22 protein-coding genes are annotated in these 26,370 nt (G+C 31.2%); 15 read left to right on the forward strand and 7 right to left on the reverse strand.

The window, feature by feature from the left end:
• Positions 1–7 precede the first annotated feature (7 nt).
• A protein-coding gene (gene prfB, locus DG508_RS05545; RefSeq protein ID WP_108867181.1) for a peptide chain release factor 2 occupies positions 8–1,106 on the reverse strand; the annotation gives its coding sequence in 2 pieces (ribosomal slippage) (positions 8–1,042 and positions 1,044–1,106; 1,098 coding nt in all).
• A gap of 114 nt (positions 1,107–1,220) precedes the next feature.
• Between prfB and DG508_RS05550 the strand changes: the two genes are divergently transcribed.
• The 11 genes from DG508_RS05550 (at position 1,221) to DG508_RS05600 (ending at position 13,678) form a co-directional block, all read left to right on the forward strand.
• Positions 1,221–3,635, forward strand: a complete 2,415-nt coding sequence (locus DG508_RS05550; protein WP_108867182.1) for a zinc-dependent metalloprotease — start codon at positions 1,221–1,223, stop codon at positions 3,633–3,635.
• A gap of 69 nt (positions 3,636–3,704) precedes the next feature.
• Complete coding sequence (locus DG508_RS05555; protein ID WP_108867183.1) at positions 3,705–4,625, forward strand: GIY-YIG nuclease family protein; 921 nt, start codon at positions 3,705–3,707, stop codon at positions 4,623–4,625.
• A 152-nt stretch (positions 4,626–4,777) separates the two neighbouring features.
• Positions 4,778–5,704 (forward strand): WD40 repeat domain-containing protein, encoded by a 927-nt coding sequence (locus DG508_RS05560; protein ID WP_159090696.1) that lies wholly within the window; start codon positions 4,778–4,780, stop codon positions 5,702–5,704.
• Between the two features lie 179 nt (positions 5,705–5,883).
• Complete coding sequence (locus DG508_RS05565) at positions 5,884–7,011, forward strand: helix-turn-helix domain-containing protein (RefSeq protein WP_108867185.1); 1,128 nt, start codon at positions 5,884–5,886, stop codon at positions 7,009–7,011.
• Positions 7,012–7,099: 88 nt separating this feature from the next.
• Positions 7,100–8,572, forward strand: a complete 1,473-nt coding sequence (locus DG508_RS05570) for a serine hydrolase (protein WP_108867186.1) — start codon at positions 7,100–7,102, stop codon at positions 8,570–8,572.
• A 148-nt stretch (positions 8,573–8,720) separates the two neighbouring features.
• Positions 8,721–9,467 carry a DUF6882 domain-containing protein gene (locus DG508_RS05575; RefSeq protein WP_234418180.1) on the forward strand — a complete coding sequence of 249 codons (747 nt, stop codon included), beginning with the start codon at positions 8,721–8,723 and terminating at the stop codon, positions 9,465–9,467.
• Positions 9,468–9,559: 92 nt separating this feature from the next.
• Positions 9,560–10,129, forward strand: coding sequence for a Crp/Fnr family transcriptional regulator (locus DG508_RS05580; protein WP_108867187.1), 570 nt, complete (start codon positions 9,560–9,562; stop codon positions 10,127–10,129).
• 59 nt (positions 10,130–10,188) lie between these two features.
• Entirely contained in the window at positions 10,189–10,644 is a 456-nt protein-coding gene (locus DG508_RS05585; protein WP_108867188.1) for a DUF1569 domain-containing protein, read from the forward strand.
• Positions 10,645–10,811: 167 nt separating this feature from the next.
• Positions 10,812–11,324: a hypothetical protein gene (locus tag DG508_RS05590; RefSeq protein WP_108867189.1), complete on the forward strand. Its 513-nt coding sequence runs from the start codon at positions 10,812–10,814 to the stop codon at positions 11,322–11,324.
• Positions 11,325–11,394: 70 nt separating this feature from the next.
• Entirely contained in the window at positions 11,395–12,612 is a 1,218-nt protein-coding gene (locus tag DG508_RS05595) for a lanthionine synthetase C family protein (protein WP_108867190.1), read from the forward strand.
• Positions 12,613–12,658: 46 nt separating this feature from the next.
• Complete coding sequence (locus DG508_RS05600; RefSeq protein ID WP_108867191.1) at positions 12,659–13,678, forward strand: threonine aldolase family protein; 1,020 nt, start codon at positions 12,659–12,661, stop codon at positions 13,676–13,678.
• 58 nt (positions 13,679–13,736) lie between these two features.
• On the opposite strand, the gene DG508_RS05605 is transcribed toward DG508_RS05600, so the two are convergent.
• Positions 13,737–14,057, reverse strand: coding sequence for a YegP family protein (locus DG508_RS05605; RefSeq protein ID WP_108867192.1), 321 nt, complete (start codon positions 14,055–14,057; stop codon positions 13,737–13,739).
• Positions 14,058–14,290: 233 nt separating this feature from the next.
• Between DG508_RS05605 and DG508_RS05610 the strand changes: the two genes are divergently transcribed.
• The gene (locus DG508_RS05610) at positions 14,291–15,394 is read left to right on the forward strand and encodes an OmpA family protein (protein WP_108867193.1); all 1,104 of its coding nucleotides are present in this window, start codon (positions 14,291–14,293) and stop codon (positions 15,392–15,394) included.
• Between the two features lie 120 nt (positions 15,395–15,514).
• On the opposite strand, the gene DG508_RS05615 is transcribed toward DG508_RS05610, so the two are convergent.
• Positions 15,515–15,964 carry a thioredoxin family protein gene (locus DG508_RS05615; protein WP_108867194.1) on the reverse strand — a complete coding sequence of 150 codons (450 nt, stop codon included), beginning with the start codon at positions 15,962–15,964 and terminating at the stop codon, positions 15,515–15,517.
• Positions 15,965–16,007: 43 nt separating this feature from the next.
• Positions 16,008–16,334 (reverse strand): YbaB/EbfC family nucleoid-associated protein, encoded by a 327-nt coding sequence (locus DG508_RS05620; protein WP_108867195.1) that lies wholly within the window; start codon positions 16,332–16,334, stop codon positions 16,008–16,010.
• Positions 16,335–16,468: 134 nt separating this feature from the next.
• Between DG508_RS05620 and DG508_RS05625 the strand changes: the two genes are divergently transcribed.
• The 3 genes from DG508_RS05625 (at position 16,469) to DG508_RS05635 (ending at position 21,235) form a co-directional block, all read left to right on the forward strand.
• The gene (locus DG508_RS05625; protein WP_108867196.1) at positions 16,469–18,538 is read left to right on the forward strand and encodes a S9 family peptidase; all 2,070 of its coding nucleotides are present in this window, start codon (positions 16,469–16,471) and stop codon (positions 18,536–18,538) included.
• Between the two features lie 89 nt (positions 18,539–18,627).
• Entirely contained in the window at positions 18,628–19,668 is a 1,041-nt protein-coding gene (locus DG508_RS05630; RefSeq protein ID WP_108867197.1) for a PLP-dependent cysteine synthase family protein, read from the forward strand.
• Between the two features lie 307 nt (positions 19,669–19,975).
• Positions 19,976–21,235, forward strand: a complete 1,260-nt coding sequence (locus tag DG508_RS05635) for an aminotransferase class I/II-fold pyridoxal phosphate-dependent enzyme (protein WP_108867198.1) — start codon at positions 19,976–19,978, stop codon at positions 21,233–21,235.
• A gap of 298 nt (positions 21,236–21,533) precedes the next feature.
• Here DG508_RS05635 and DG508_RS05640 read toward each other — a convergent pair whose 3' ends face one another.
• The 3 genes from DG508_RS05640 to DG508_RS05650 form a co-directional block, all read right to left on the reverse strand.
• On the reverse strand, positions 21,534–22,772 hold the full coding sequence (locus DG508_RS05640; RefSeq protein ID WP_108867199.1) for a hypothetical protein: 1,239 nt from the start codon (positions 22,770–22,772) through the stop codon (positions 21,534–21,536).
• 571 nt (positions 22,773–23,343) lie between these two features.
• Positions 23,344–24,465, reverse strand: a complete 1,122-nt coding sequence (locus DG508_RS05645) for a GNAT family N-acetyltransferase (RefSeq protein WP_108867200.1) — start codon at positions 24,463–24,465, stop codon at positions 23,344–23,346.
• A 139-nt stretch (positions 24,466–24,604) separates the two neighbouring features.
• Entirely contained in the window at positions 24,605–26,287 is a 1,683-nt protein-coding gene (locus DG508_RS05650) for a transporter (RefSeq protein ID WP_159090698.1), read from the reverse strand.
• Positions 26,288–26,370: the final 83 nt, after the last annotated feature.

The raw sequence follows: 26,370 nt of genomic DNA on the forward strand, positions 1-26,370 counted from the left end.
ATATGTTTTAATCGTCATTTTTTTGTCCCATCATCATAAGAAATGCTTTTAGGAACTGGTCTATATTTCCATCCATTACCGCATCTACATTTCCTGTTTCTTCTGCGGTTCTTACATCTTTTACTAATTTGTAAGGGTGCATTACATAGTTACGTATTTGTGAGCCCCATTCGATCTTCATTTTAGAAGCTTCAATTTCATCTCGTTGCGCACGTTGTTTTTGAAGTTCAATCTCGAATAATTGTGATTTAAGCATTTGTAATGCTTTTAACCTGTTTTCTTGTTGTGATCGAGTGTCTGAGCATGAAATCTGTATACCTGTAGGAAAGTGTGTAAGTTGCACTTTGGTCTCTACTTTATTTACATTTTGTCCTCCAGCTCCACTAGATCTAGAAGTGATAATTTCATAATCGGCAGGGTTGATATCTATCTCAATGCTATCATCTGCAAGTGGGTATACATATATAGAGGCAAATGAAGTATGTCGTTTGGCATTGCTATCAAATGGCGAAATACGAACTAGTCTATGTACTCCATTTTCTCCTTTTAGCCAACCAAAGGCATATTCTCCTTCTATTTCAAGAGTTACCGTTTTTATACCAGCAACATCACCACCTTGGTAGTTTAGTTCTCTTATTTTGTACCCTTGCTTTTCTGCCCACATTAGATACATACGCATGAGCATGCTTGCCCAATCACAGCTTTCTGTACCACCAGCACCTGCTGTAATTTGTAAAACAGCACTCATACTATCACCCTCATCACTAAGCATATTCTTAAATTCTAAATCCTCTATAGATGATTTGGTTTCTTGATAGCGTTCGGTAACTTCAACTTCTGTAGCATCTCCTTCTTTATAAAATTCATAAAGAACTTCAAGGTCATCTACTAGGGTAACTCCTTTTTCGTAATCAGAAACCCATTTTTTTTCAGCATTTAAGGTACGCATTAACTTTTCGGCTTCTTGAGCGTTATCCCAAAAATTCGGAGCGTATGTTTTTTCTTCCTGATTTGTTATCTCTATAAGCTTGGCATCAATGTCAAAGATACCTCCTTAACGCAACCAGGCGCTCTCTAAGATCTTGTAAAGTCTCAGTATTAATCATAATTTATTTAAATTTTGACAAAAATAAGATTTAACAATTCAGTAAGAAGTAATTTTTACATTATTTTATAGATTTAGGGATTTTATAAACTCTTCTGTATAAATCACTCACACTATGCGACTATATTTTTTATGCTTATTCTTTGCGATGGGCCATATTTCTTCTGCTCAATTTTTAGAAAAACAAAAAGAACTTACTTCTTTTGATGGTTATTTTAAATTTCATTACAATCAGGCTAAAGATGAAATCTATTTAGAAGTAGATAAGCTAGATACCGAGTTTTTGTATGTACATTCATTGGCTACAGGAGTAGGATCAAATGATATAGGCTTAGATCGAGGGCAGATAGGAAAAGGAGTTGTGGTAAAATTTGAAAAAGCGGGAAATAAACTATTATTGATTCAACTTAATCAACGATACCGAGCAGTAACCGATAATACATTAGAAAAAAGGAGTGTAGCACAAGCCTTTGCTAAATCCGTTTTATACGGGTTTCCGATCCTAGAGAATAAACAAGGTACCTATGTCATCAATTTTACTTCTTTTCTATTACAAGATACTCATGGCATAATTGATAAGTTAAAACAACAGAAAGAAGGAAATTATACCCTAGATAAAACAAAAAGTAGTTTGAGTTTAGAAAGAACAAAAGCGTTTCCAAAAAATGTAGAGTTTGAGTCTTTGATTACTTATAAAGGGGGTGTTACTGGCAAAAATATAGCATCAGTAGTACCCAATGCAAAGCTAATTAGTGTTATTCAGCATCATTCATTTGTAGAATTACCTGATGATGGGTATAAAAAGCGAGTTTTTGACCCTAGAAGTGGGGCATTATCTATTTCTTATTTAGATTATGCAACTCCCGTACAAGAAGCCATAAAGAAACGTTACATCATAAGGCATCGATTAGAAAAAAAGAATCCAGAGCAAGAAATTAGTGAAGCAAAAGAACCTATTATATATTATTTAGATCCAGGTACTCCCGAGCCGATTCGATCTGCATTATTAGATGGAGCAAAGTGGTGGAATCAAGCGTATGAAGCTATTGGGTTTAAAGATGCTTTTCAGGTCAAGATGTTGCCAGAAGATGCAGATCCTATGGATTTAAGGTATAATGTAATACAGTGGGTGCATCGCTCTACAAGAGGATGGAGTTATGGGGCGAGTGTTATAGATCCTAGAACGGGAGAAATTCTTAAAGGGCATGTAAGCTTAGGAAGTTTGAGAATACGACAGGATTTTTTGATAGCGCAAGCTTTGATGAATCAGCCCTATGCAATGAGTGATGAGAACTATCAGCCTATGTTGGATATGGCTTTGGCTCGTATTCGTCAATTATCTGCTCATGAGATAGGACATACAATTGGATTTGCACATAATTTTGCGGCAAGTACTCATGGTAGAGCTTCTGTAATGGATTACCCGCATCCTACAATAACACTTACAGATGGTAAGATAGATTTATCTAATGCGTATGATACTAAAATAGGTGTGTGGGATAAGGTAACGGTAGCATATAGTTACTCTGAATTTGCAAAAGAAGCCAATGAAAAAAAAGAACTTACTTCAATTCTTGATAAAGCATATCAATCAGGACTTCGTTTTATTTCTGATAGTGATGCACGACCTCTGGGAGGAGCGCATGAATTAGCACACCTATGGGATAATGGTAGAAGTGCTACAGAAGAATTAGAAGCTATGTTAAAGATAAGAAAGATCGCGATTCGTAATTTTTCTGTTGATAATATAAAAAGTAATGAACCTTATTCTGTTTTAGAAGATGTTTTTGTTCCATTGTATTTTTTTCATAGATATCAGACAGAAGCTACCTCAAAACTTATAGGAGGACTGAACTATAATTATGCAGTAAAAGGGGATCAGCAAACTGTTGTAGAGGTGGTGGATTCCAAAAAACAAAGAAAAGCACTAGAAAAGGTATTAGAAACATTGTCTCCTGAGATTTTAGCAATCCCAAAAGATAAATTAAAACTATTTCCTCCCAGAGCATATGGATATCAAAGAACAAGAGAATCTTTTAATGGGAAAACAGGAGTTGGTTTTGATGCTTTAAGTGCCGTTTCAACAGCAAGTGATATGAGCTTGAGACTATTACTACACCCAGAAAGAACATCTAGACTAGTACAACAAAAAAGTTTGGATAAAAATCAATTGGGGCTCTCAGAAATGTTAGATCAATTGATTACATCTGTTTTTGAGATTGATGTAGAAAACAGATATCATAGTGAGATTCAACATATGGTAAAAAGTAACTTACTAAAACATATGATGAACCTGTGTATTACCAAAAAGGCATATTCGCAAGTGAATGCTATTGCCTATGCCAAAATAAATAAGCTGATACCAATACTGAAAAGTAAAACATCAAACCCTATTGATGCTATGTATAATAAATATTATCTTGATCAGATTCATGGGTTTATAGAAAGACCAGAAAAGTTTGAAGTATTACCTTCTCCAAAAATTCCTGATGGCTCCCCCATAGGAAGTTTAAGCTGTGGGCTTTTTTAATAGATTAAATAAAAAATGTGTTAAATACTAACAGATATATTAAAGGTTGTAGCCAATAAATAAAAAAAAGTGAAGAAGATAAATGCATTAATATATTCATTTGAAATAAATAAAATTGATACTGTTTATTTGATTGGAAAAAATGATGATTATTACAAACTCTATTTAAAAGAGAATTTTAATTATTTTTTAAAAATAGATTTAAAAAGAGAGGTTCAAGATAATTTTATTGAATTAGAATTAGAAAATGTTCCAAACGGAAATTTAACCCAAAAAGTTTCTCCAAAACTGGCATTAGAACTGTTAAACAAATGTAAGTGGCCTACCAGTTATGAACCTTATGAAGAGACTCTTTTATTAACTAAACAATTACTGAATATTGTTAATTTTAAAATAATTAAGAAAAAAATAGATTTAAATCAGCCATTCTTTTTTTGGGTAAAAAAACAAGTAAATAGAGATGATTTAATAGGAGACCTTGCATATGACATATGTGGTGATAGAGATATTGGTTTGTTCAAAACTTACAAAGGCCTAGAGTCATATATTAAATTTAAGCAAGATGGTTTTTGGGAAATAGAATCATTTAAAGATTATAAAAAAGAAGGAAGTATAAGCCCTTTATTGTGTTTGAAGTTGGCAAAAATGGAATACGATGTTAATTTAAAAAAAGAAAAATTAAAAAAATTCAGAATACTTAATACAAAAGGATTTGTCTATTTCTTAAAACCAGAAAACAAATTAAAGCCGATAAAAATAGGAGGAACAAAAAATATTAAACAAAGAGTTAAACAACTTCAAACGTCTCTCCCTTATGATTTGGAAATAATAGGTTATATCGAAACGTCAGACTACATAGGTCTTGAAAGAAAAATACATATGAAGTATAATAAGAAAAGAATAAAAAGGGAATGGTTTGATCTTACAATAGTTGAGGTTCAAAAAATAATTTCTGATTATAATACATTAATAAAAAATAAAAGGATGTAATATTATATTTCAAATAAGGCAGTTGATGTTTAGCCGAAATGCAAAACTACCAAATCTTTTGATTTACAGCTATATTTTGATTTTACACTTTGAGTAGTTGTGATATTTTGGTAGATTTTAGAGTGAAAAAACGAACAAACAATAATACTTTTATGAACCCAATACTTAATTATGATGAATGTTATGCCTTAGATATTTCTTCCAAGGCTTCCCTGTTGGCTGCTTCAGGTAATGACAAAAAGCTTAAACTCATCAATACTAATTCTAATCAGGAACTTAAACAATTAAATATAGGTTCAAAAGGTCGAGTACTGAATTTTTCTCCTTGCGGAAAAATGATTATTTCAGGTTATATGACTTTAGTGTTATGGGATTTAAATTCTTTTAAGCGTTTATTTTCCCTAAAGGGGCATAAACATATGGTAAATGGAGTACAGTTTTCTCCAGACAGTAAAATGATAGCTTCTGTTTCGGGGGCTAGTTACACACCACATGATTATACACTTAGAGTTTGGAATTCAAATGATGGTAAGTTAATACACAAATTAAAGTTTGATAGACCTCTTACGGGTATTTTTTGGACAAAAGAAAAAAATATTTTGATATCCTCAGAAAACTCAGTAATAAAAGTAGATTTAACCAATTTAAAAACGGAGATTATTTATGAAGGACTTCCTTATTTTAATTTTGGTTTTTGTTATGAAAAAAATCAAATTCTAATCTCTGATCCACAAGGATTTAAATCAGGGGTAAAAGGGGTGAACGTGATTAGTCTTGAGGGAACTCTATTACATAGACTAACACCTGATATTAAGCAAGACGTTACAAAATCAGTTTTTAATGTATTAGTTAAAGGAATAGACGGTGGATATATAGCTGGATTTGGAATAGAAGACTATATACCATCACCTACTAATAAATATTTCATCGTTGTAAAATGGGACAGTAACGGAAAAGAGGTAAACAGAATAGAAGAGTTTAGTGACTCCTTATTACAAGCTTTTACTTTTAACCAAGAAACAGAAATTCTTTATACTTGTGATTCTAAAGGATTAATTAAGAAATGGGGTTTTGAATAGATTAATAAAACACACACAATTTGTATAAAACATATTTACCTTTTGTGATGCAAAGCTACTGTATTAGATAAGTAATGTTATGAATTATTGAGAAAAAGAGTAGTCTTATCAAAATTACAAAAGAAGAACAGAGCAAAAAAACATAAAGCCAGACATAATGTGATCTACAATTTAAGTTTATGACATTTACTATTATCGAATTATTAAGCATTCTTACAGTCTTTCTGTTCTCCTTTTTTGTGATGTATTTAGTTATTGCAGAAACGAGTAAAAAATTGAGTAATTTAATATTCGCCACCTATTTAATGATTATTATTTTAGATTTTTCTGCATATTTCTATCCTAAATTTATAACATTAACATATACGGTTGAAATGCTCCGTATGGAGGTATTAGCAGGTTTAAAAGCCCCTGTGCTCTATTTATATGTACTTTCGGTACTATATGATGATTTCAAGATAAAAATTAAATACCTACTTTTTTTTGTGCCTCTTTCTATTACTCTAGTAGTATTAATTCCTGATTTTTTCAATGTTAGTGCAAGAAAGCAAGCACTGTTTTTTCAAAATTTTTATGACCAACCAGAAGCTGTATTTATTACTTTTTTTGCCTATATAGTGGGGTATGTTTTTTTATTCGCAGGATTATATCAAATAAAACGCTATCAAAAAATTGTAAAACAAAATTATTCAAACCTAAATGCTCTTGTAAACTGTGTTTGGCTAAAACAATTTTTAATTATAATAATTATTGGAACAACAATAACATTAATAAAAAATATGTATCAATTAAGCTATGATGATATTGAGATTACTAATAATTTGCGCATTTTATTTTTACTTTTTGCGATCGTATTTGCCTCTTGGTTATTTAGTAAAGCATTATTAGCTCCAAAAACATTTCAAGGTATAAATGCTAGTTTACTTCCTATTAAAGGAAAAGCTAATAAAATTGAAGATGAAAATGTTAAACGTATAGAGTTATTTATGAAAGAAAAAGAATCATATCTAGATCCATCATTAACGCTTCGAAAACTAGGAGTTCAATTAAATATTCCACCAAGGGAATTATCCATTTTGATAAACCAACATATTGGCAAGCATTTTTTTGATTTTGTGAATGAATATCGAGTAAAAAAAGCAATGGAAACGTTAAGAAATACTTCATTGCAAAAGAAAACAATTCAAGAAATAATGTATGATGTAGGCTTTAATTCTAAAAATTCCTTTAATACAGCTTTTAAAAAGCATACAAACTTAACACCAACTCAGTATAAGAAAAATGCTGGTAGCCAGTTGTTTGAGTGAAATAGGACTTGTTTGTACTAAAGTAGTACCATATTTTTTTGGTTATAAAATACTTTTGGAATTCGAAATTCAACAAAATTAAGATTACATGAAAAAATATTTTATTATCGTATTAGTTTTTTCCGCGACATTATCATTTGGACAATCTGATAATGACATTGCAGAAAAAACATTAAATCAAAAACTAGATTATTTTTTGAAGCTGGCCGATTCCTTAAGAGTTATGACAAATACATCTGGTGTTGGAATAGCAATCGTTTATAAAGATAGTATCATTTACAAAGGAGGATTGGGTTACCGTGATGTTTCTTATAAAAAACCTGTAACAGACAATACTTTGTTTCCAATAGGTTCTAATACCAAACCAATAACAGGAGTTGTTGCTTCAAAACTGGTAGAAAAAGAGTTATTAGATTGGAATATGCCTGTAAAAAAGTATTACCCTGAATTTGAAGTAGCAGATGAATATGTAACTCAAAACGCTACTGTAAAAGATTTATTTACTCATATGACAGGAGTAGGAAGATATGATTTGCTGTATTATCATAATTCATCAATTACCAGAGATGAAATAGTATCAAAACTTCCTTTGTTTCAATCAAAGTTTCCATTAAGACAACAGCGGGCTTATAATAATTTTATGTACTTAGTTGCAGGAATGGTTGAAGAGAAAGTAAGCGGAAAAACTTGGGGTAATTTAGTTAATGAAGAAGTTTTTATACCATTAAAAATGAATAATTCATTCACTTCATTTCAACAATGTTTGGATTATAAAGAAAGATCAAAAGGGTATAAGTTAGATGGAAAAACAGAGGTGGATTATCAGAATATTGATGTTATTGCACCTGCTGGATCAATATCTTCAACGCCACATGATATGGCATTATGGGTTCAAATGTTAACAAACAGAGGTATGGCCGGTAACAAAACCTTTCTCACACAAAATCAATTGAATTACTTAACAGGACCTCAAGCTCCTTTTAATCCCAACCGTTCGGTAAGTACTGCTATTGGGTGGATTACATTGCCTTATAACGGAACGAAGTATTTTCAAAAAGAAGGGGCAATAGACGGTTTCAGATCAAAAGTGACTATTATTGAAAACAAATTTGGAATTGCAATAATGACAAACACTTGGTCTGATTATATTTCTTTGATTACAGATTATGCCACAAATATTTTTGTAGATGATAACTATGAAAGAGATTATGAATGGGAAAAATTATTAGCATATAAAAAACCAAAAAAAGACAATAATCAAGCTAGAAAAGCAATCCCATTATTACATAACTTAAATGAGTATATTGGTTCTTATGAAGATGAAATATATGGAATCATTGAAATTACTGAAAAAAATAAAGAGCTTTATTTTAAGTTTCATGATTTTAAAAGTAATATGGAACATACTGGGTTTGATAATTTTCAAGTCAAATTAGATTTGGGAGGTAAAGATGAGGTGTTTGATTTTCATATTCATACAGGTATAGGTGGTGAAATTGACCAAATTGAATTTAAAATAGAATCTGGACTGCCAACTTCAATTTTTGAGAAAAAGAAATGAAAACAAACTTTTATAATATCTGTTAAATTAAGAAAGATACAAGATCATAATTTATTATAATAGCATTGATTATAAGCGTCTCTACAAAGACTTTTTTCTTTATTAATAGATTATTATATTTATTTTTTAGTAAATATTAAAAGAAGCTATGAGTATATTTAAAAAAATATTTGGAAAATCAGAAAAAGAAAATATTAAAATTAATAAATCTGATTTTTTAGTAATTAAAAAAACTGATTTTAAAAACTTTACAGATTTAGTTAACCAAAATGCAGGGCTTTCTTTTGAGAAACAACAAAATTTTAATGATTTAACAGGGGAGCTAGCTTGGAATATCAACCTAAGTACTGCAACACTATCTTTTGGAAACCTAGATTTTCCTATCGAAGTAATCGGTTCTTTATCATTTAATGATTATTCATGGATGTGGGGATGGGCTAATTCTAAAAGTGGAATCCCAGAAAATCTTTTGCAAAGCTCATTAAAATTAAAACAAATAGGGAAAGAAAAACAAATCAAAGAATTTACAGAAGGGCATTTTAGTGTAGAAGAAGGATTTGAACATAAAATGGGAATAGTTGCTAGTGGGCTTCTAAACGCAGATGCATATTTTTGTGCAAACTATGGGCAAGGAACAATGATTTTAACTTTAAAAAGTGATAAAATACCAAAAATTGATACGAATAAATTAGAGAAAGTATTAACAACTTTCCCACAGCTAATAAGTAGCCTTGATTTAAACCATAAAGAAGCTTTTAAAAACTATTTGATTGATCGAAATTTTAAACTTAATGTATCATCCAAAAATAAGATTGAAGGCTTGAAAATTAATAAAGCTTTAGTTGCTGAATTTGACGAGCTTAACAGATTGAAATCACTTAATGGAACAATATAAACGTTTTACTATTATTTTAAGATTGTTTAGAATCTCTCTATAATTATAACATATGTTTTTATAATTAAAATACATTACTAATAATTCCTATAATGAATGACTTGATAGGTGTAATAGAATCAAAAATAGAGCTAAGCAGTTCAGATAAAAAATATATTTGTTCACTAGGAAAACCTATTTGTGTAAATAAAAAAAGTAATCTTTTAAGAGGAGGGCAGGTTTCAAATAAATTGTATTTTATACAAAAAGGGATTTTAAGAAGCTATCACATCTCTAAAAAAGGAGATGATTTGACATCCGAAATAGTTTCTTCATTAAATTTTTATACAAATTTCGAAAGTTTTGGGAATGGTACTCCCAGTGTAGAGTACATAGAGGCATTAACAGATTGTGAATTAATTGAAATATCTAAAGAAAGCTATTTAAGTCTTTTTAACAAGGTAAAAGGCTGGCCTCTGTTTTGTAATTCTTTGTATGAAAAGTATATTAAAAAAAGCGCTGCTAGAGTAAATTCCCTTAAAAATTTATCTGCCAAAGAGAGGTATAATGATTTTGTTTCTAAAAACCCAGAAATTGTTAAATCAATTCCAATAAAACATTTAGCCTCTTATCTGGGGATCAAACCACAATCATTAAGTAGGATTAGAAGTCATAAGATTTAGTAACATTTGTGATTTTATTTGAATGCCGTAAAAAATATTTTTGTCCAAAATTATACAATATGGACATATTAAATTATCAAGAAGTCAAAACTAGTATTCAAAAGTTAACTACTTCAACCCCGAGAAAGTTTGGAAAAATGACCCCGCAACATGTTATAGAACACTTGACTTTTGCTCTTATGTTTTCAAATGGAGAAATGCCTCAAAAATTAATAGTTTCTGTAGAGAGTGCAAGGAAAACCAAAGAGTATTTTGTAAAACAGAATAATGAATTTGAACCAGGTTTTAAAACACCACTTTTAGGAGATGAACCTCCTGAATATGTTTTTGAAAACTTAGAAGTAGCAAAAGAAAAACTTTTAAAAGCTATTATTGGGTTTAAAGAATATTTTAAGGTATACCCAAAAGAAAAACCAATCAATCCAATAATGGGGCATCTAGATAGAGAAGAATGGATCATTCTTCATAATAAACATTTTAAACACCATTTTTACCAATACGGGATCGAGATTTAAAACAATATCTATAAAAATGAGAAAAGGTATTAAGATAGCCAAATATAAAATTGTTTTATAAAAATCATAAAAACAAAATATTTATATTTGGCTTAGTACCAGCTTTGAAAAAAGAATAATCGATCTATTTCTCATACTGATAGTTAGAAAACATTAATTAACCCCAAATGAAACATTCTAAAAGAGATTTAAATAATTATAAAAGAATTACAGTAGAACCAGTTCAAAATTACAAAGCTGTAATAATAGGAATTGCACTTATTGGTCTTTTCTTTTTTATTAGAAACTCTTATATAAAATATAGTAATAGAGTATTTCAAGACCATGATTGGTTTTATGCACTTTTTTTAATAGGTATTCCCATTTTATCTAGATTTATATTTTTACGTTGGATAAGAAGCTTATCTGATAAAATAGGAAAAAATGTTAATCGATGGACTATTTATGGACTAATTAGCCCGAACATTTCATTAATTATGCTAGGATTGTCTGATTTGAAACTTCAAAGTGAAGAAGCAAATACTATTGTATTAGAAAAAAGAAAAGACTATGGTAGAAAAGTTTTTGGTTTAAAGGAAGATGTATTAGAGAAAAAAGAACTAAAAAGAAAGTTAGAAACACTAAAAAAAGATGTTAATGAAGAGCTTCAGGAAGCACTAAAAGATTACTATTCAAAATAATAAATAATAAGTTCTGGGTTAATTATAATAAGTGAAAAAATAAAAAGGGCTGTTTAACACAAAATCACACATGAATATTGAAACTCAATTAAGAAATAAATTACAAGAAATAAGTCAAATTCTGGAGATTAAAATAGATCAAAATAATGAAGTAGGAGTTTTATCTGGTATTTCTGGAGTTGCGTTATTTCAATTTTATTATTCAAGGTTTACAGAAGATGATACCCATGCAGATAAAGGAGCAGAAACCATAACAAAAACAATTGAGTTAATTAATAATGGGTTTACCTATCCTACTTTTTGTGCTGGTATCTCAGGAGCCTGTTGGGCGCTCGAAATTCTCAAAGAAGAAGAATTTATTGAGCTAGATGATGATTTTCTCTCTTCAGAATTAGATTCGTATTTAGTAGAAGCTATGCGGGCAGATATCAAAATAGCCTATTTTGATTTCTTGCATGGAGCTATAGGGTATGGGTATTATTTTTTGAAACGATACCAGAAAGCATCATCAGAGGCCTCTAGAAAAGTTTATAAAGCATATCTTGATGAACTGATAGCCGCGCTAAAAAAAACATCCAAAGAAAATGAACAAGGAGTTTGGTGGCAATCTGTTTTGAATAAAGAAAAAGGGATTGTTGGTTGTAATCTTGGATTATCACATGGTATATCAAGTACTGTAAATTTTTTAGCGAGGATAGCAGTATATGATGAGTTTTATGAGGATGTTATTGAGCTAGTGCAAAAGACAGCTTATTATATATTGAGTTATAAAAGTAAGGATACCATGTTGACAGCAATGTATCCCAATTGGATTGTTGAAGGTAATAAAACCGATGACTCTTCTAGGTTAGCATGGTGTTATGGAGATTTAGGGATAGGGATATCTTTATTAAAAGCAGCAGAAGTATTAAAAGATACCCAACTATATGACGAAGCAATTATCACATTAAAGCATTCTACAAAACGTAGAAATCTCGAAGAAGCTGGAGTCAAAGATGCAGGAATATGTCATGGTACTTATGGGATACTTCATATGTATACCTATTTGTATAAAAAAACCAAAGATCAAGTATTCAAAGAAGCTTCTGATTTTTGGATGCAACAAGCTTTAGATATAGGAGTACATGATGATGGATATGCTGGATATAAAGTATGGAGAGGGGTAGAGGAAGAAAAATGGATAAACGAGATAAATGTACTAGAAGGAGTAGCAGGGATAGGATTGACTATACTGTCCTATTTAACTCCTTTACAGACCAAGTGGGATGAATCCTTATTGATAGGCTAATTCATATAGAATAATAAACAATAAATATATATTTAATTAGGATACAATGAAAATAGATCTTAGAAGTGATACGGTTACCAAGCCCACTGCGGGTATGCTTGATGCTATGTTTAGTGCAGAAGTAGGAGATGATGTATATAAAGAAGACCCCTCAGTCAATATGCTAGAAGAAAAGATAGCACATATGTTTGGCAAGAAGCAAGCACTGTTCTTTCCGTCAGGTAGTATGGCTAATCAAGCCGCGATAAAACTACATACACAACCAGGAGATCAATTAATAGCTGATCATTATGCGCATGTATATAATTATGAAGGAGGAGGCGCTTCTTTTAATAGTGGTGTTTCTTGTAAGTTATTACAAGGAAATAGAGGTATGATTACTGCCGCACAGGTAGATTCTGCAGTCAACCCACCTGATTTTTATCATAGTCCTTTAACGAGTTTGGTAAGTATAGAAAATACAACCAACAAAGGAGGTGGAGCATGTTATGATTTTGAAGAGGTTAAAAAAATAAAAAAAGTATGTAACAAACATGGTTTAGGATATCATCTGGACGGTGCTAGATTATGGAATGCACTTGTAGCAAAAGGAGAGAAAGCAACACAATACGGAGCTATTTTTGATACAATTTCTGTTTGTTTAAGCAAAGGCCTTGGAGCTCCTGTAGGATCTATATTAATAGGAGATGATCATATAATGAAACAGGCTATTAGAATCCGTAAGATTCTGGGAGGAGCTATGCGACAGATAGGATACCTAGCTGCAGCAGGAGTGTATGCCATAGAACATCATATTGATAGGTTGGTAGAAGATCATAGAAAAGCAAAAGAAATTGGTAATGTACTAGAAAAACTAGCGTATATAAAAGAGGTAGAACCAATAGATACCAATATTGTTATATTTACAGTGCATGGTGATGAAGAAAAATTTATAGCAGAGATGGCTACAAAAAACATCCATTTTTATGGAATGGGAGAGGGAAAGTTACGATTGGTTACTCATTTAGATTATACTCAAGAGATGCATGAATATTTTTTAGAAGTACTTACTACTAATAGCTTCTAACAAATAAAGCTGTCGATCATTGATAGACAGCTTTATTTGTTAACATTTATAAAAAAAATTAAATTCCTTTCGTATTCGCTTCTGGAGCATTTTCTTTTACAGAATTGATACCATTTTCCATTCCTGATTCTGAAGAGTACATTTGACTACTACCAATGATTTGACCGTTACCCGCTTTTAGGTTAAAATAAAATTTTCCGTTTTTTGCTGTCTTACGCTCATATTTACCATCTTCAGAAGCATTTTTTTTGACAGAAGAAATACCATTCTCTGCGGCAGATTTGCTATTATAAACTTCGCTACTTAAAATCACTTGTCCATTTTTGGCTTTCAGAGTAAAATGATAGCTGGATCCCTCTTTATTTTTGAGTTCAAACATATTGTTAGTTTTTTAGTTAATTTTTTAGCTTTTGTTAAAAATATATAATAAAAAGGAAAAAGAAAAATGTATTGTCAAGGAACCTCTTTTTTAGTGTGATGTATTTTATCGAAAAAAGGGACAAGTCATCGGAAAAAATATGTTTTCATGTTATTAGCCCTCAGTATATCTGTGTTTTAACAATTAATTTTGTATTTTATATTTTATTTAAAACACACAAAAACCATTCAACTATGAGAAAAATAACTTTAGTAGTATTCTTTACTTTTTTAGGAGCTGCATTACATGCTCAACAAGACTTACCCGCAGACCCTAAACCAGGGAAATGTTATGTTAGATGTACCACTCCAGATGTTTATGAGAATAAAACGGTAAAAGTGGAAATAACACCTGCATATAAAAAGTTAAAAACATACCCTGCCGAGTATAAAACTGTTACAGAAAAAGTAGTCATCAAAGAAGCTTCAAAAAGACTTAAAGTTATCCAAGCAAAATATGAGACTAAAACGGTAACTTTTGTTAAAAAGCAAGGAGCTTCTTCTTTAAAGATCATCCCAGCAAAATTAGGTAATGGATCAGAAACTGTTGAGGTTAAGCCAGCTTTTGCACAATGGGAGTTAGGATCTCCAGCACCTGATTGTGCATCGGGAAATCCAGATGATTGCCGCTATTGGTGCTATAAGGGGTATCCTGCAGAGTATACAACCGTACCTGTTAAAACGTTAGAAACAGACGCTACGACTCAAAGTCAAAAGATAGAAGAGTTAGGAGGTACATTTACTCAAAGAGTGGTAGTTGAGCCAGCAAAAGTTATCGAAGAAGAGATTCCAGCAGAGTATGGTACTATAACCAAAACTGTTCTTGTCAAAGATGCATACTCAGAAGAAGTGATTGTTCCTGCAACTTATGAAGAAGTCTCTCAAGAAGTATTAGCCAAAAAAGGAGGTTTAACTACTTGGAAAGAAGTAGAATGTTCTTTGGTAGAATACTCTGCTTTACCAATTAATTGGAATTTAGGGAGTGCTACATTAACAGCACAAGCCAAAAATTTGATTGATACTAGATTGCTTCCTGTTTTAGCAAATAACGAAGGGGCTAAGATGGAAATAGCATCTCATACAGATGCCAGAGGGTCTAAAACTAATAATAAAGCACTTTCTGTAAGAAGAGCACAGTCTGTTGTAACTTACTTGATTTCTAAAGGAGTTAATGCAAGTAGACTTGTAGCAAATGGGTATGGAGAAACCAGACTCAAAAATAGATGTGCTGATGGTGTCTCATGTACAGAAAGAGAACACGCTGCAAACCGTAGAACAGAATTTAGATTAATTCAATAATAATTTTACAGAATTATAAAAAGAAACAGGAGGCAAATTGCCTCCTGTTTCTTTTTATTCTAATAATGTTTTTAAACATTATGTATATCACTTCATAGTCATCAGAAAAATAGTACTATGCTATTTAGAAAACTTATCTAGTAATTCAAAATGAAACTTAGTATCTCTAAGTGAGCTATATCCAGAAATTTTATCAAGAATCTTGCCTTTTGAAGATAGAACTAATACCAAAGGAAAAGATTTGTTATCGTTGTATTCATTTAACAAGGAATAATTCTGTTCTCTTAGTTTATCTGTAAGAAGATCATTATTTCTAGGAATATCTATAAGAAGGAATACAAAATCCTTTTTGTAGTTACTAAACTCTTTATGGTCAAAAAAATCCTTTTTTAGAAGCTTACAAGGTTTACACCAATCACTACCGCTAAAATACATTAGAATAGATTTTTTACTAGCTTTAGCTTCTTTTTTTGCAAGATCAAAATCTTGCAACCAAACAATATCTTTTGATTCTTGTTGAGAAAATCCAATAAAACCAAATAATACAAAAAATAAAAAAATGCGTCTCATTATATATAACTATGTGTTATCTAGTTTATAAAGTTAGCAAAAATTATTCCATAAATTTATCTAATCCAGGGATATTTGGCATTCCTTCCTTTGCTACAGCAGCTAGTTCTGCTTCATTAACCTGAGTAGCTTTTGTAATTGCTTTATTAAGTGTTAATACCAAATAATCTTCTAGTTGTTCCTTGTCTTTTAATAAATCGTCAGATACTGTTATGTTCTTCACTTCTCTATTAGCAGTAATAGTAATTTTAAGTAATCCATCAGCACTTTCTTCATCGATCAATACAGTGCTTAATCTTTTTTTTGTTTCTTCTACCTTTTGTTGAGCTTCTTTAAGTTTCCCCATCATGCCCATCATATCTCCAAACATATGTGTTTTTTTAAAATTAATAAATACAAAATTAGTATTTTGGGTGTTAATAAACTAACAAGATTATTGCAAAAACTCGAGATGTTATATTCTTAAGATCACTTATTTTTGCTACTTCATGTAAAAACAATACAATGACTACATTGAATACCAAAATTCAACCACCTATAGTAGATAAAAAACCAACAAACCTTAAAAAACATAAAGATACTCGTGTTGATGAATATTTTTGGTTAAATGAGCGAGAGAATCCAGAAGTGATTGATTATTTGGAACGTGAAAATGAATATACTGATAAAATGACTGCGCATACCAAAAAGTTTCAAGAAGATCTTTTTGAAGAAATGAAAGGGCGTATTAAAGAAGACGATTCTTCTGTTCCTTATAAATTAAATGGATATTGGTATTTAACGCGTTATGAAAAAGGAAAAGATTACCCTATATACTCCAGAAAGAAAGAAACGCTAGATGCAGATGAAGAAATTCTTTTTGATTGCAATGTAGAAGCAGAAGGGCATAACTATTTCAAATTATCAGGGCTTAATGTGAGTCCAGATAATAAATTAATTGCATTTGGAGTAGATACAGTAAGTAGACGTAAATATACAATACAGATAAAAAATCTGGAAACAGGAAAAGTTTATCCTGAGATTATAGAAACAACTACAGGAGGAAGTACATGGGCCGCTGATAGTAAAACATTATTTTATACCAAAAAAGATGATGAAACATTACGATCAAATAAAATTTATAGACATGTTTTAGGAACTTCTGTTTCAGAAGATGTTGAAGTTTTTAATGAAATAGATGATACCTTTAATACATTTATTTATAAGACCAAATCAAGAAAATATCTAGTTATAGGGTCAAGTAGTACGTTGACTTCAGAATATAGAATTTTAAAAGCAGATAACCCCACTGGAGAATTTAAAATTTTTCAACCAAGAATACGAGGGGTAGAATATGGGATAGCCCATTACGAAGACCATTTTTATGTGTTGACAAATGCAGATAAGGCAACTAATTTTAAGCTAATGAAGGTTGCTGAAGGGAATACAACAAAAGAAAACTGGACTCCCGTAATTGCTCACAGAGATCATGTTCTGCTAGAAGATGTAGAGATTTTTAAAGAATATTTGGTCATTAGTGAGCGAGATAATGGACTTAATAAGATTAATATTAAACGATGGGATGGTACTGTAGATTACTACCTGCCATTTGATAATGAAACGTATACGGCTTATTTAAGCGCGAATCCTGATTTTGATACTAAAATACTTAGGTATTCATACAATGCACTTACAACACCCAACTCTGTAATTGATTTTGATATGGAAACTAAGAAAAAAGAAATCAAAAAAGAACAAGAAGTACTCGGAGGTAAGTTTGATAAAGAAAACTATGTTTCAGAGAGAGTATGGGCAATTGCAGAGGATAATACTAAAATTCCTATGTCTTTGGTTTATAAGAAAGGAATTAAAAAAGATGGTAGTAACCCCTTATTGCAATATGGTTACGGGTCTTATGGTTCAACCATAGATCCTTATTTTTCCTCAGTACGATTAAGTTTACTTGATAGAGGGTTTATTTATGCAATTGCACATGTAAGAGGAAGTGAGTATTTAGGGAGATCGTGGTATGAAAACGGAAAATTACTAGCAAAGAAAAATACATTTACTGATTTTATAGACTGTTCCAAGTATTTGATAGCAGAAAAATACACCTCTGCAAATCATTTATATGCTATGGGAGGCTCAGCAGGAGGATTATTAATGGGAGCAATAGTTAATATAGCTCCTGACCTATATAATGGGATTGTAGCAGCGGTACCCTTTGTAGATGTTGTTACAACGATGCTAGATGAGAGTATCCCGCTTACCACAGGCGAATATGATGAATGGGGAAATCCTAATGAAAAAGAATACTATGAGTATATGAAATCATATTCACCATATGATAATATAAAAATCCAAAAATACCCAAATATGTTGATTACTACTGGTTTGCATGATTCTCAAGTGCAATATTGGGAACCTGCGAAATGGGTAGCTAGATTAAGAGAATTAAAAATAGATGATAATTTATTGTTACTGCATACTAATATGGAAGCTGGTCACGGAGGAGCCTCAGGAAGGTTTGAAGCACTAAAAGAAGTAGCAGAAGAGTATGCTTTTTTATTAGATTTAGAAAGTATAAAAGAGTAATTAAAAAAAATAATGTACCTTCGTACCGTTTTTGTAACAGTTAGTGGTTTCCTATTTAACCCCCACGAATCTGTGTAAAACACTACTATATGAAAGAAGATATTAGGGCTTATAATAATGTTTTAGAGCTTATCGGTGATACCCCACTTATAAAGTTAAACAAGATTATGAAAAGCTTTCCGGGAAATTTCTACGCTAAAGTAGAATCTTTTAACCCAGGGCATTCTACAAAAGACAGGATTGCACTTTATATAATAGAAGAAGCAGAAAGAAAAGGTATTCTTAAACCTGGCGATACCATTATAGAGACAACTAGTGGAAATACTGGTTTTAGCTTAGCAATGGTAAGTGTCATCAAAGGATATGACTGTATTCTAGCAGTAAGCTCCAAATCCTCAAAGGATAAGATAGCGATGCTAAAGAATATGGGAGCAAAAGTATATGTTTGCCCTGCTCATGTAAGTGCTGATGATCCAAGATCGTATTATCAAGTAGCAAAAAGGCTTCATGAAGAGATAAAAGGTTCTGTATATATTAATCAATATTTTAATGAATTAAATATTGATGCTCATTATAATTCTACAGGCCCAGAAATTTGGGATCAAACCAATGGTAAACTTACGCACTTTATAGCTTGTTGCGGAACAGGAGGAACCATTTCGGGAACAGCAAGGTTCTTAAAAGAAAAGAATAGTGATATTCGCGTTTTAGGGATTGATGCATATGGCTCAGTTTTAAAAAAATATCATGAAACCAAAGAATTTGATAAGGAAGAAATATATCCTTACAGAATAGAAGGCCTTGGTAAAAACTTGATTCCTACAGCTACAGATTTTGATGCCATTGATCAATTTGAAAAAGTAAGCGACGAAGATAGTGCTCATACAGCAAGAGAATTGGTGAAAAAAGAAGGTATGTTTTTAGGATATACTAGTGGTGCTGCAATACAGGGAGCTAAACAACTTGCAGAGCAAGGAGAATTTGATGAAAATAGTAATGTAATTATTATTTTACCAGATCATGGATCAAGATATATGAGTAAAGTGTTTAGTGATGAGTGGATGACTGAACAAGGATTTTTTGATAGTAAGAACGAAGTAGATGCTACAGAAGTTCAATTTATAAAATAGAATCTGAAAAAAAATATAATTTTAAAAACATCCCTTTTAAAGGGATGTTTTTTTTTGAAAAGATGTCAATACTATTTAATTGATATAAATGTGTTATTTATTTTGAAGATTTGGCTGTTAAAATATATTTTCTATTGCATAATTTTGATTAAATTACCTTAAAACCTTAGAATTCCAACTGTGTAATAGTTGAATGATTTTGTGTTTTATAAAAATGAGAGTTTATAAAAGTGAAATAGAATATAATTATGTCATCAAATCAATTTTCCGTATTTTCGCACACTTATAAGAAACAATTTTTTGATAAATGAGAGATTTATTTGATAAGATATATAAAGACAAGGGTCCATTAGGGAAATGGGCAGATCAAGCAGAAGGATATTTTGTTTTTCCTAAACTAGAAGGCCCTATATCAAATAGAATGAGGTTTCAAGGGAGAGAAGTAATTACCTGGAGTATCAATGACTATTTGGGACTAGCAAATAAAGAGGAAATACGCAAGGTAGATGCAGAAGCTGCAGCAAAATATGGCTCAGCTTATCCTATGGGAGCAAGAATGATGAGTGGTCATACTGATTTGCATGAGCAATTACAGGATGAATTGGCAGAATTTGTTGATAAAGAAGCTGCATATCTATTAAATTTTGGATACCAAGGAATGGTGTCAACTATAGATGCACTTGTAAGCAAGGATGACATTATTGTATATGATGTAGATGCACATGCTTGTATTATTGATGGGGTACGTTTACATCAAGGAAAAAGATACACATATCGACATAATGATATAGAAAGTATTGATAAAAACTTGATGAGAGCTACCAAAATGGCTGAAAAGACTGGTGGAGGGATTTTATTGATTTCTGAAGGTGTTTTTGGAATGCGTGGAGAACAAGGAAGATTAAAAGAAATTGTCGCACTAAAAGAGAAATATAATTTCAGATTATTTGTTGATGATGCACATGGTTTTGGTACACTTGGAAAAACAGGAGCAGGAACAGGAGAGGAACAAGGTGTTCAGGATCAAATAGATGTATACTTTGCTACTTTTGCTAAATCTATGGCGAGTACAGGAGCATTTATTGCAGCAGATCAAGAAATAATTGATTATTTGAAGTATAATTTACGTTCGCAAATGTTTGCAAAATCGCTTCAGATGCAATTGGTTGTAGGAGCACTTAAACGTTTGGATATGCTAAGAACAATGCCTGAACTTAAGGCTAAGTTATGGCAAAATGTAAATGCATTGCAAAATGGGCTTAGAGATAGAGGTTTTGACTTAGGAACGACACAAAGTTGTGTTACACCTGTATATCTAAAAGGAAGTATTCCTGAGGCTATGGCTTTAGTAAAAGACTTAAGAGAGAATTATGGAATTTTCTGTTCTATAGTGGTGTATCCTGTAATTCCTAAAGGATTGATATTACTAAGGCTTATTCCTACAGCATCTCATACAGGAGAAGATATAGAAGAAACATTGAATGCCTTCTCTGCAATACGTGAACGCTTAGAAAATGGAACTTATAAACGTATATCTGCTGAGGTAGCAGCTGCAATGGGTGAGTAGTAAGTAATCCAGAAAAAAATAAATACTAAAAAAACCGCTAGAAAAATAGCGGTTTTTTTATACAGAAAACTTTGACTGCTGTCAAATTGATATTTTCTTTTTTACTGTATTTGTTAATGAGATGAAAAACTAAACTCCTTTTTTTAATACAAAAGAATAATCACAGATATGTTTTTGGTTATTGTTTTATTTTTAATAAGTAAATAAAACACTCTATTTTGTATATAAAAAGGAGTTTAGAATACTAATATTTGATGCTTATATTTTTAAGTTTAGATTAGCATCTTATAGTGCCCTGCTAATTAAGAGGTATACTCCCATTAGCCAAAGGATATTCATAATTATAAATAGGGTAATCGTATCTAATAGTTAATCCAGGGATATCAAATAACCCAGCTTTGGCATATAGACCCAAATTAGCTCTTATACCTCCAAACCAATCTATTGTGGCAGCACTATTGGTGTTGGCATTGATGCTTCCTTCGGCATATAGTCCAGCACCTCCTTGGATTCCAACTCCTACAGAACCATAAAAAGCAGATTCAAAACCTGAGTTGAGTACTAATGACGCATTAAAACCTGCTGTTGCAGTAATGGGTTTAAAGGTGATTTTTGAAATATCTACATCATGAATTATATCCCAGTTGTTGTTCTTATAGTGCATTCCTTTGCGAACTGTCATAGAACCTCTAATACCTCCAGTTATTCGCGCACTGACGCTTCCTGATGCATCTAGAGTAACCTTTATAGTATGTGTAACAACTATAGGAATCCATCCAGCCCAAATAGTGGTAGGAGGAAGGTTTAAATTTGCTATAGGAATGGATTGACTAAATATACTATGACTAGCAGACCAAGTTAAATCTAAATCCGCTCGATTCTTAAAAGTCACTACACTTTTAAACTCTTCTAGAGAGCCAAAGAAAATACCTAATTTAAGATCTAGTGAAGGTTGTATGTTTACAGATCCTTTGGCTTTTATTTGATCATGTGTAGTAGAGTGATTGCCATCTGCATCAAAGATGACTCTATTAAGACTAATATTAAATGATCCTAACGAGATATCCTTTTTTGCTTTATCAGCTACCAACTTGTATTCTATGATATCTCCATTAGCAGTTTTACTTATGAAATCTTGATTGTAATTATCATAGTTATATATATGTTGATATTCAGTATGAGGGGTTAATTCATTTATTTCTACCGATTCTGTGGCTACAATAACTTTATTATTACTATATGTAACGTTGGTTATTTTTCTTAAGAACCCTTCTGGAGCTTTACTTATTTGACCAGAAACGATATATTCTAATGTACTAAAATCAATACCTGAATTCTTGCTAAATTCAATAGTATTTTCATCAATATTTGTTATTGAATTAGAAAGAGGGTCATTGTCTTTAAAGATTAAAGATACTGCTTTTTTATCCTGTTGTTCTTTTGGTGACAATGTATTGCTACTTTCTTCTATATTGTCTGTTGTACATGATAGTATTGCTATACTTATCAGTAGTACGTAAATGAAATTTTTTTTCATAATTTTTAGAGGGGTATTTTTTAAACAAAATCTGTGATTATTAATTCTGATATCAATAAAAATGAATACTAAATAAAATGCTAGATTTTTTCACATTATAATTATTACAAAGAATTCATTTTATATAGTTCAAATATTAAAATTATATTCTTTATTGATAGGTGACATTTTAAGCTATTAGGAGTATTATTTATGAATTTAATAAGAGATTGATTAGTAAGGAGATAAAAACATTACAGAAGAGAGGGTTTGACCGTACATATTTTGTTCATTATTGAAAAAATAAAAAAAATAAAACCTGTTTGGTTTGTTATAAATTTATGGGTGAAAGGCAAAAACGAATTGATTGCCTAATAAAAAATAAGAGGAAAGATAAGTTAGTAAATTTAAAGTGTCGCTTAATTATGGCCAAGGGCTTTTATAAGAAACAAAAAAGAAAGAGCTAGTTGTTATCTGAGATGCTGAAAACAACTAGCTCTTTCTTTTTGAAAGCTAAAAATTTTATGTCAAATTATTAACGACCTGATACCGTTTAGAGAAATATATAATTGCTTTTTTTGAATAAAACTAATTATAAAATACTTTTTCTGAATGTTCTTCGCATTTTATGCTGTTCATGTTCATAACCATTCCATAATGCTTGAATAGCTTTGTTTTCTTCAAGTTCAGGATTGGTTTCAACAACTTCGATACCATTGCGTAGAAAAGCTTCATTCATTTCTTTAAAAATTAGTGCAGTAACTCCCTTGTTTTGATATTCAGGATCCACACCAATAAGATAAAAAGCGGCAGTATCATTTCTACGTTGTGCTTTTAAGATGTGTAAAAATCGAAGCGGATATACTTTACCATTCATCTTCTTTAATGCTTTTGAAAAAGAAGGCATCACAATTGAAAATGCGATTAGTTTTCCAGTATTATCAGCAATACAAGTAATATATTCAGGGTTGAGATATGGCAGGTATTTTTTCTTATACATATCAATCTGATACTGTTGTATAGGAACAAATGTTTGCAGACTGCTATATGTTTTATTAAGCAGGTCAAACATATCATCTGCATAGGCAAGTATCTCTTTGCTCTTTTTGAATTTAAGAAGTTGAAGTTGGTAACGTTCTTTGATTACTCTAGCAAATTTTATTACTTTTTCTTTTGTTTCTTTAGGAACTTTTATTTTGTATTCTACCCAAGTAGCGGCTGGTTCAAAACCAAGTTGCTCCATGTGTTTTGAGTAATATGAGTAGTTATACCATGTAATCATGGTGTTGAGTTCTTCGAACCCTTTGATAAGAATCCCTGCTTTATCCATATTAGAGAACCCTACAGGGCCTTCCATATATTCTAAAGAGTATTGAGTGCCATACTCAATAACTTTTTGCAAAAGAGCTTTGGTTACTTCAATATCATCAATAACATCAAACCATCCAAAGCGTACTTTTGGCTTTTTTTGCTCTTTTACTTCAATCCAGTTTATAATTGCGGCAATTCTACCTACAATCTTATTATTTTTATAGGCAAGAAAGTACTTGGCATCAGCGTTTTTAAAAACTGGATTCTTTTTTGGGTTTATTACATCTACTTCCTCTTTGATGATAGAAGGTACATAATAAGGGGAATCTTTATATAACTCAAAAGGAAATTTAACAAACGTAGCCAAATCTCCTTTTGAAGTAATTTCTTTAATCGTAATCATATATCATCTCTAATTCATCACAAATATATAATCCTTTTGCTAAATATTATGATTGCATGCGGATCATTTTAATAATAATATGATAGATTTTTTATATCAGATGTTTAGAGATAGAAGATTTTATAGATATTCCTAGGAATTATTGATCCATTTTTTCTAATTCTTTATCTAAATCTGTATCGTTGTTATTGGTGTTTTCTTCTTTGTTTTTGCGTTTTTCTTCTTCTTTCTTACGTTTCTTTTCTTCTTTTTTACGCCTTTTCTCTTCTTTCTTTCTACGCTTTTCTTCTTCCTTTTTAGTTTTCTCTTGCTCTTTCTGGTATTCTTCGTATTCGGCATCTACATCTTCCTCTTCTTGCTTTTCTTCCTTTACTTCAGTTTTTTCTTTAGCTTTTTTCTCTTTCTCATCACTTTCTTGTTCAAGCTCTTTTTCCATTTTATCAAGTTCCTGAAGTTCCTTGTCAATATCTTGAAGTTCTTGATCTACGCCTTGTTTTTCTTCCATTTTATCAAGTTCAGCATCAATTTCATCGATCATTTTTTGCTTTTCTTTTTCAGCTTGTATTTCTGCTTTCCTTGCTTTTCTTGCTTCTTTAGCTTCACGTTTTAAACGTCTGGCTTCTTCTTTTTTAAACTTTTTGCCTTCTTTTTTGGCAATCTTTTCGTTTTCTATTCGCTCACGTTCCAGTCGTTCTTCTGTTCGTCTCTCATCAAGATCATTTTCTAGTTCTTGTCTAAAACCATCATCTTCAAAGTCATTGATAAAAGGGGTTTTTTCTAATTTCAAGCTGTCATTTTCTATACCTTCTCCTTCTTCAAATTCATCTAGATTTTCATTGTTTTCACCATCACCTTCTTCGCCTTCTTCTTTTTCTAGGTTTTCTTCTTCTTTAACTCCTCCTTCTAATCCTGGTTGTTCTATGATTTCATCTTTTTTGTGCCAGTCAAAACGATATGATGCTCCAAGACTTAGAGTAAAAATAGAAGGGGTATCTTTAAAATTAAAGGCTATGTTTGCATCAAATTGTAAATCCTGATCAAACAAATAAGCGCCTCCAAATCTCATTATATTATCACTGTAAAAGTCACTTTTTTGCCCTTGATATTCACCAAAAGCGGCCCATTTATCATTAATAGTATGGGTAGAAGTAATGATCCATCCTATAATCGGATCGTCTGTAGTTACTTTGTCTATAATAAGATTGGTTACCAATACCCAGTTTCCGTTCATACTGGTGCTCCAATTATTTTGAGTCATTAGCACAATTTTTGGACTAAAAGAATCATCATTTGGAGAAGTAAAGGGGTTGTTTTGAGAAATGAAATTAGCTCCTACATATGCAGAGACTGCAGGAATAAGGCTTTTCCATTTAAATTTATAGCGTTCTTTCCAGCTTTTTAATTCATCATAATTTATAGAATCCTTTTTGGGTTTTTTATAAGGATCATATATTAGGTATTTCGCACCTATGGTATTTACTTCAAAATCACTTCTTTTTATCTTTTCTTCGTTACCTCCAACAGTTCGTCTTATACCATCAGCTCTAAATCTACCGTTTAATCTAAGTTCTAACTGTTCTATTAATAAACCGTATCGTATTGAGTAATCAATATTAAAAACGTTGGTTTTGGTATCTAGAATTTTATGCTTTTGTTTACCGAAGCCCAATCCACCTTCTAATTGTAATACATTATTACCAACCGAGAAAGCACCTTGAGATGTTCCAGGTCTATTGGTATTGATCTTTTCGGTATATTGTGCAGAAACTGTAATACCATATAAAAATATGGTAGCTAATAACAGAATAGATTTAGGGTTCATATTCAATAGATTTGGTTCAAATATAGCAGATTTTATCATTTTTTTAAGGTAGACTAGCTGTAATTGTATATAGAGTTCATTAT

The sequence above is a fragment of the Aquimarina aquimarini genome, from assembly GCF_900299535.1.
Classification (GTDB): Bacteria; Bacteroidota; Bacteroidia; order Flavobacteriales; family Flavobacteriaceae; genus Aquimarina; species Aquimarina aquimarini.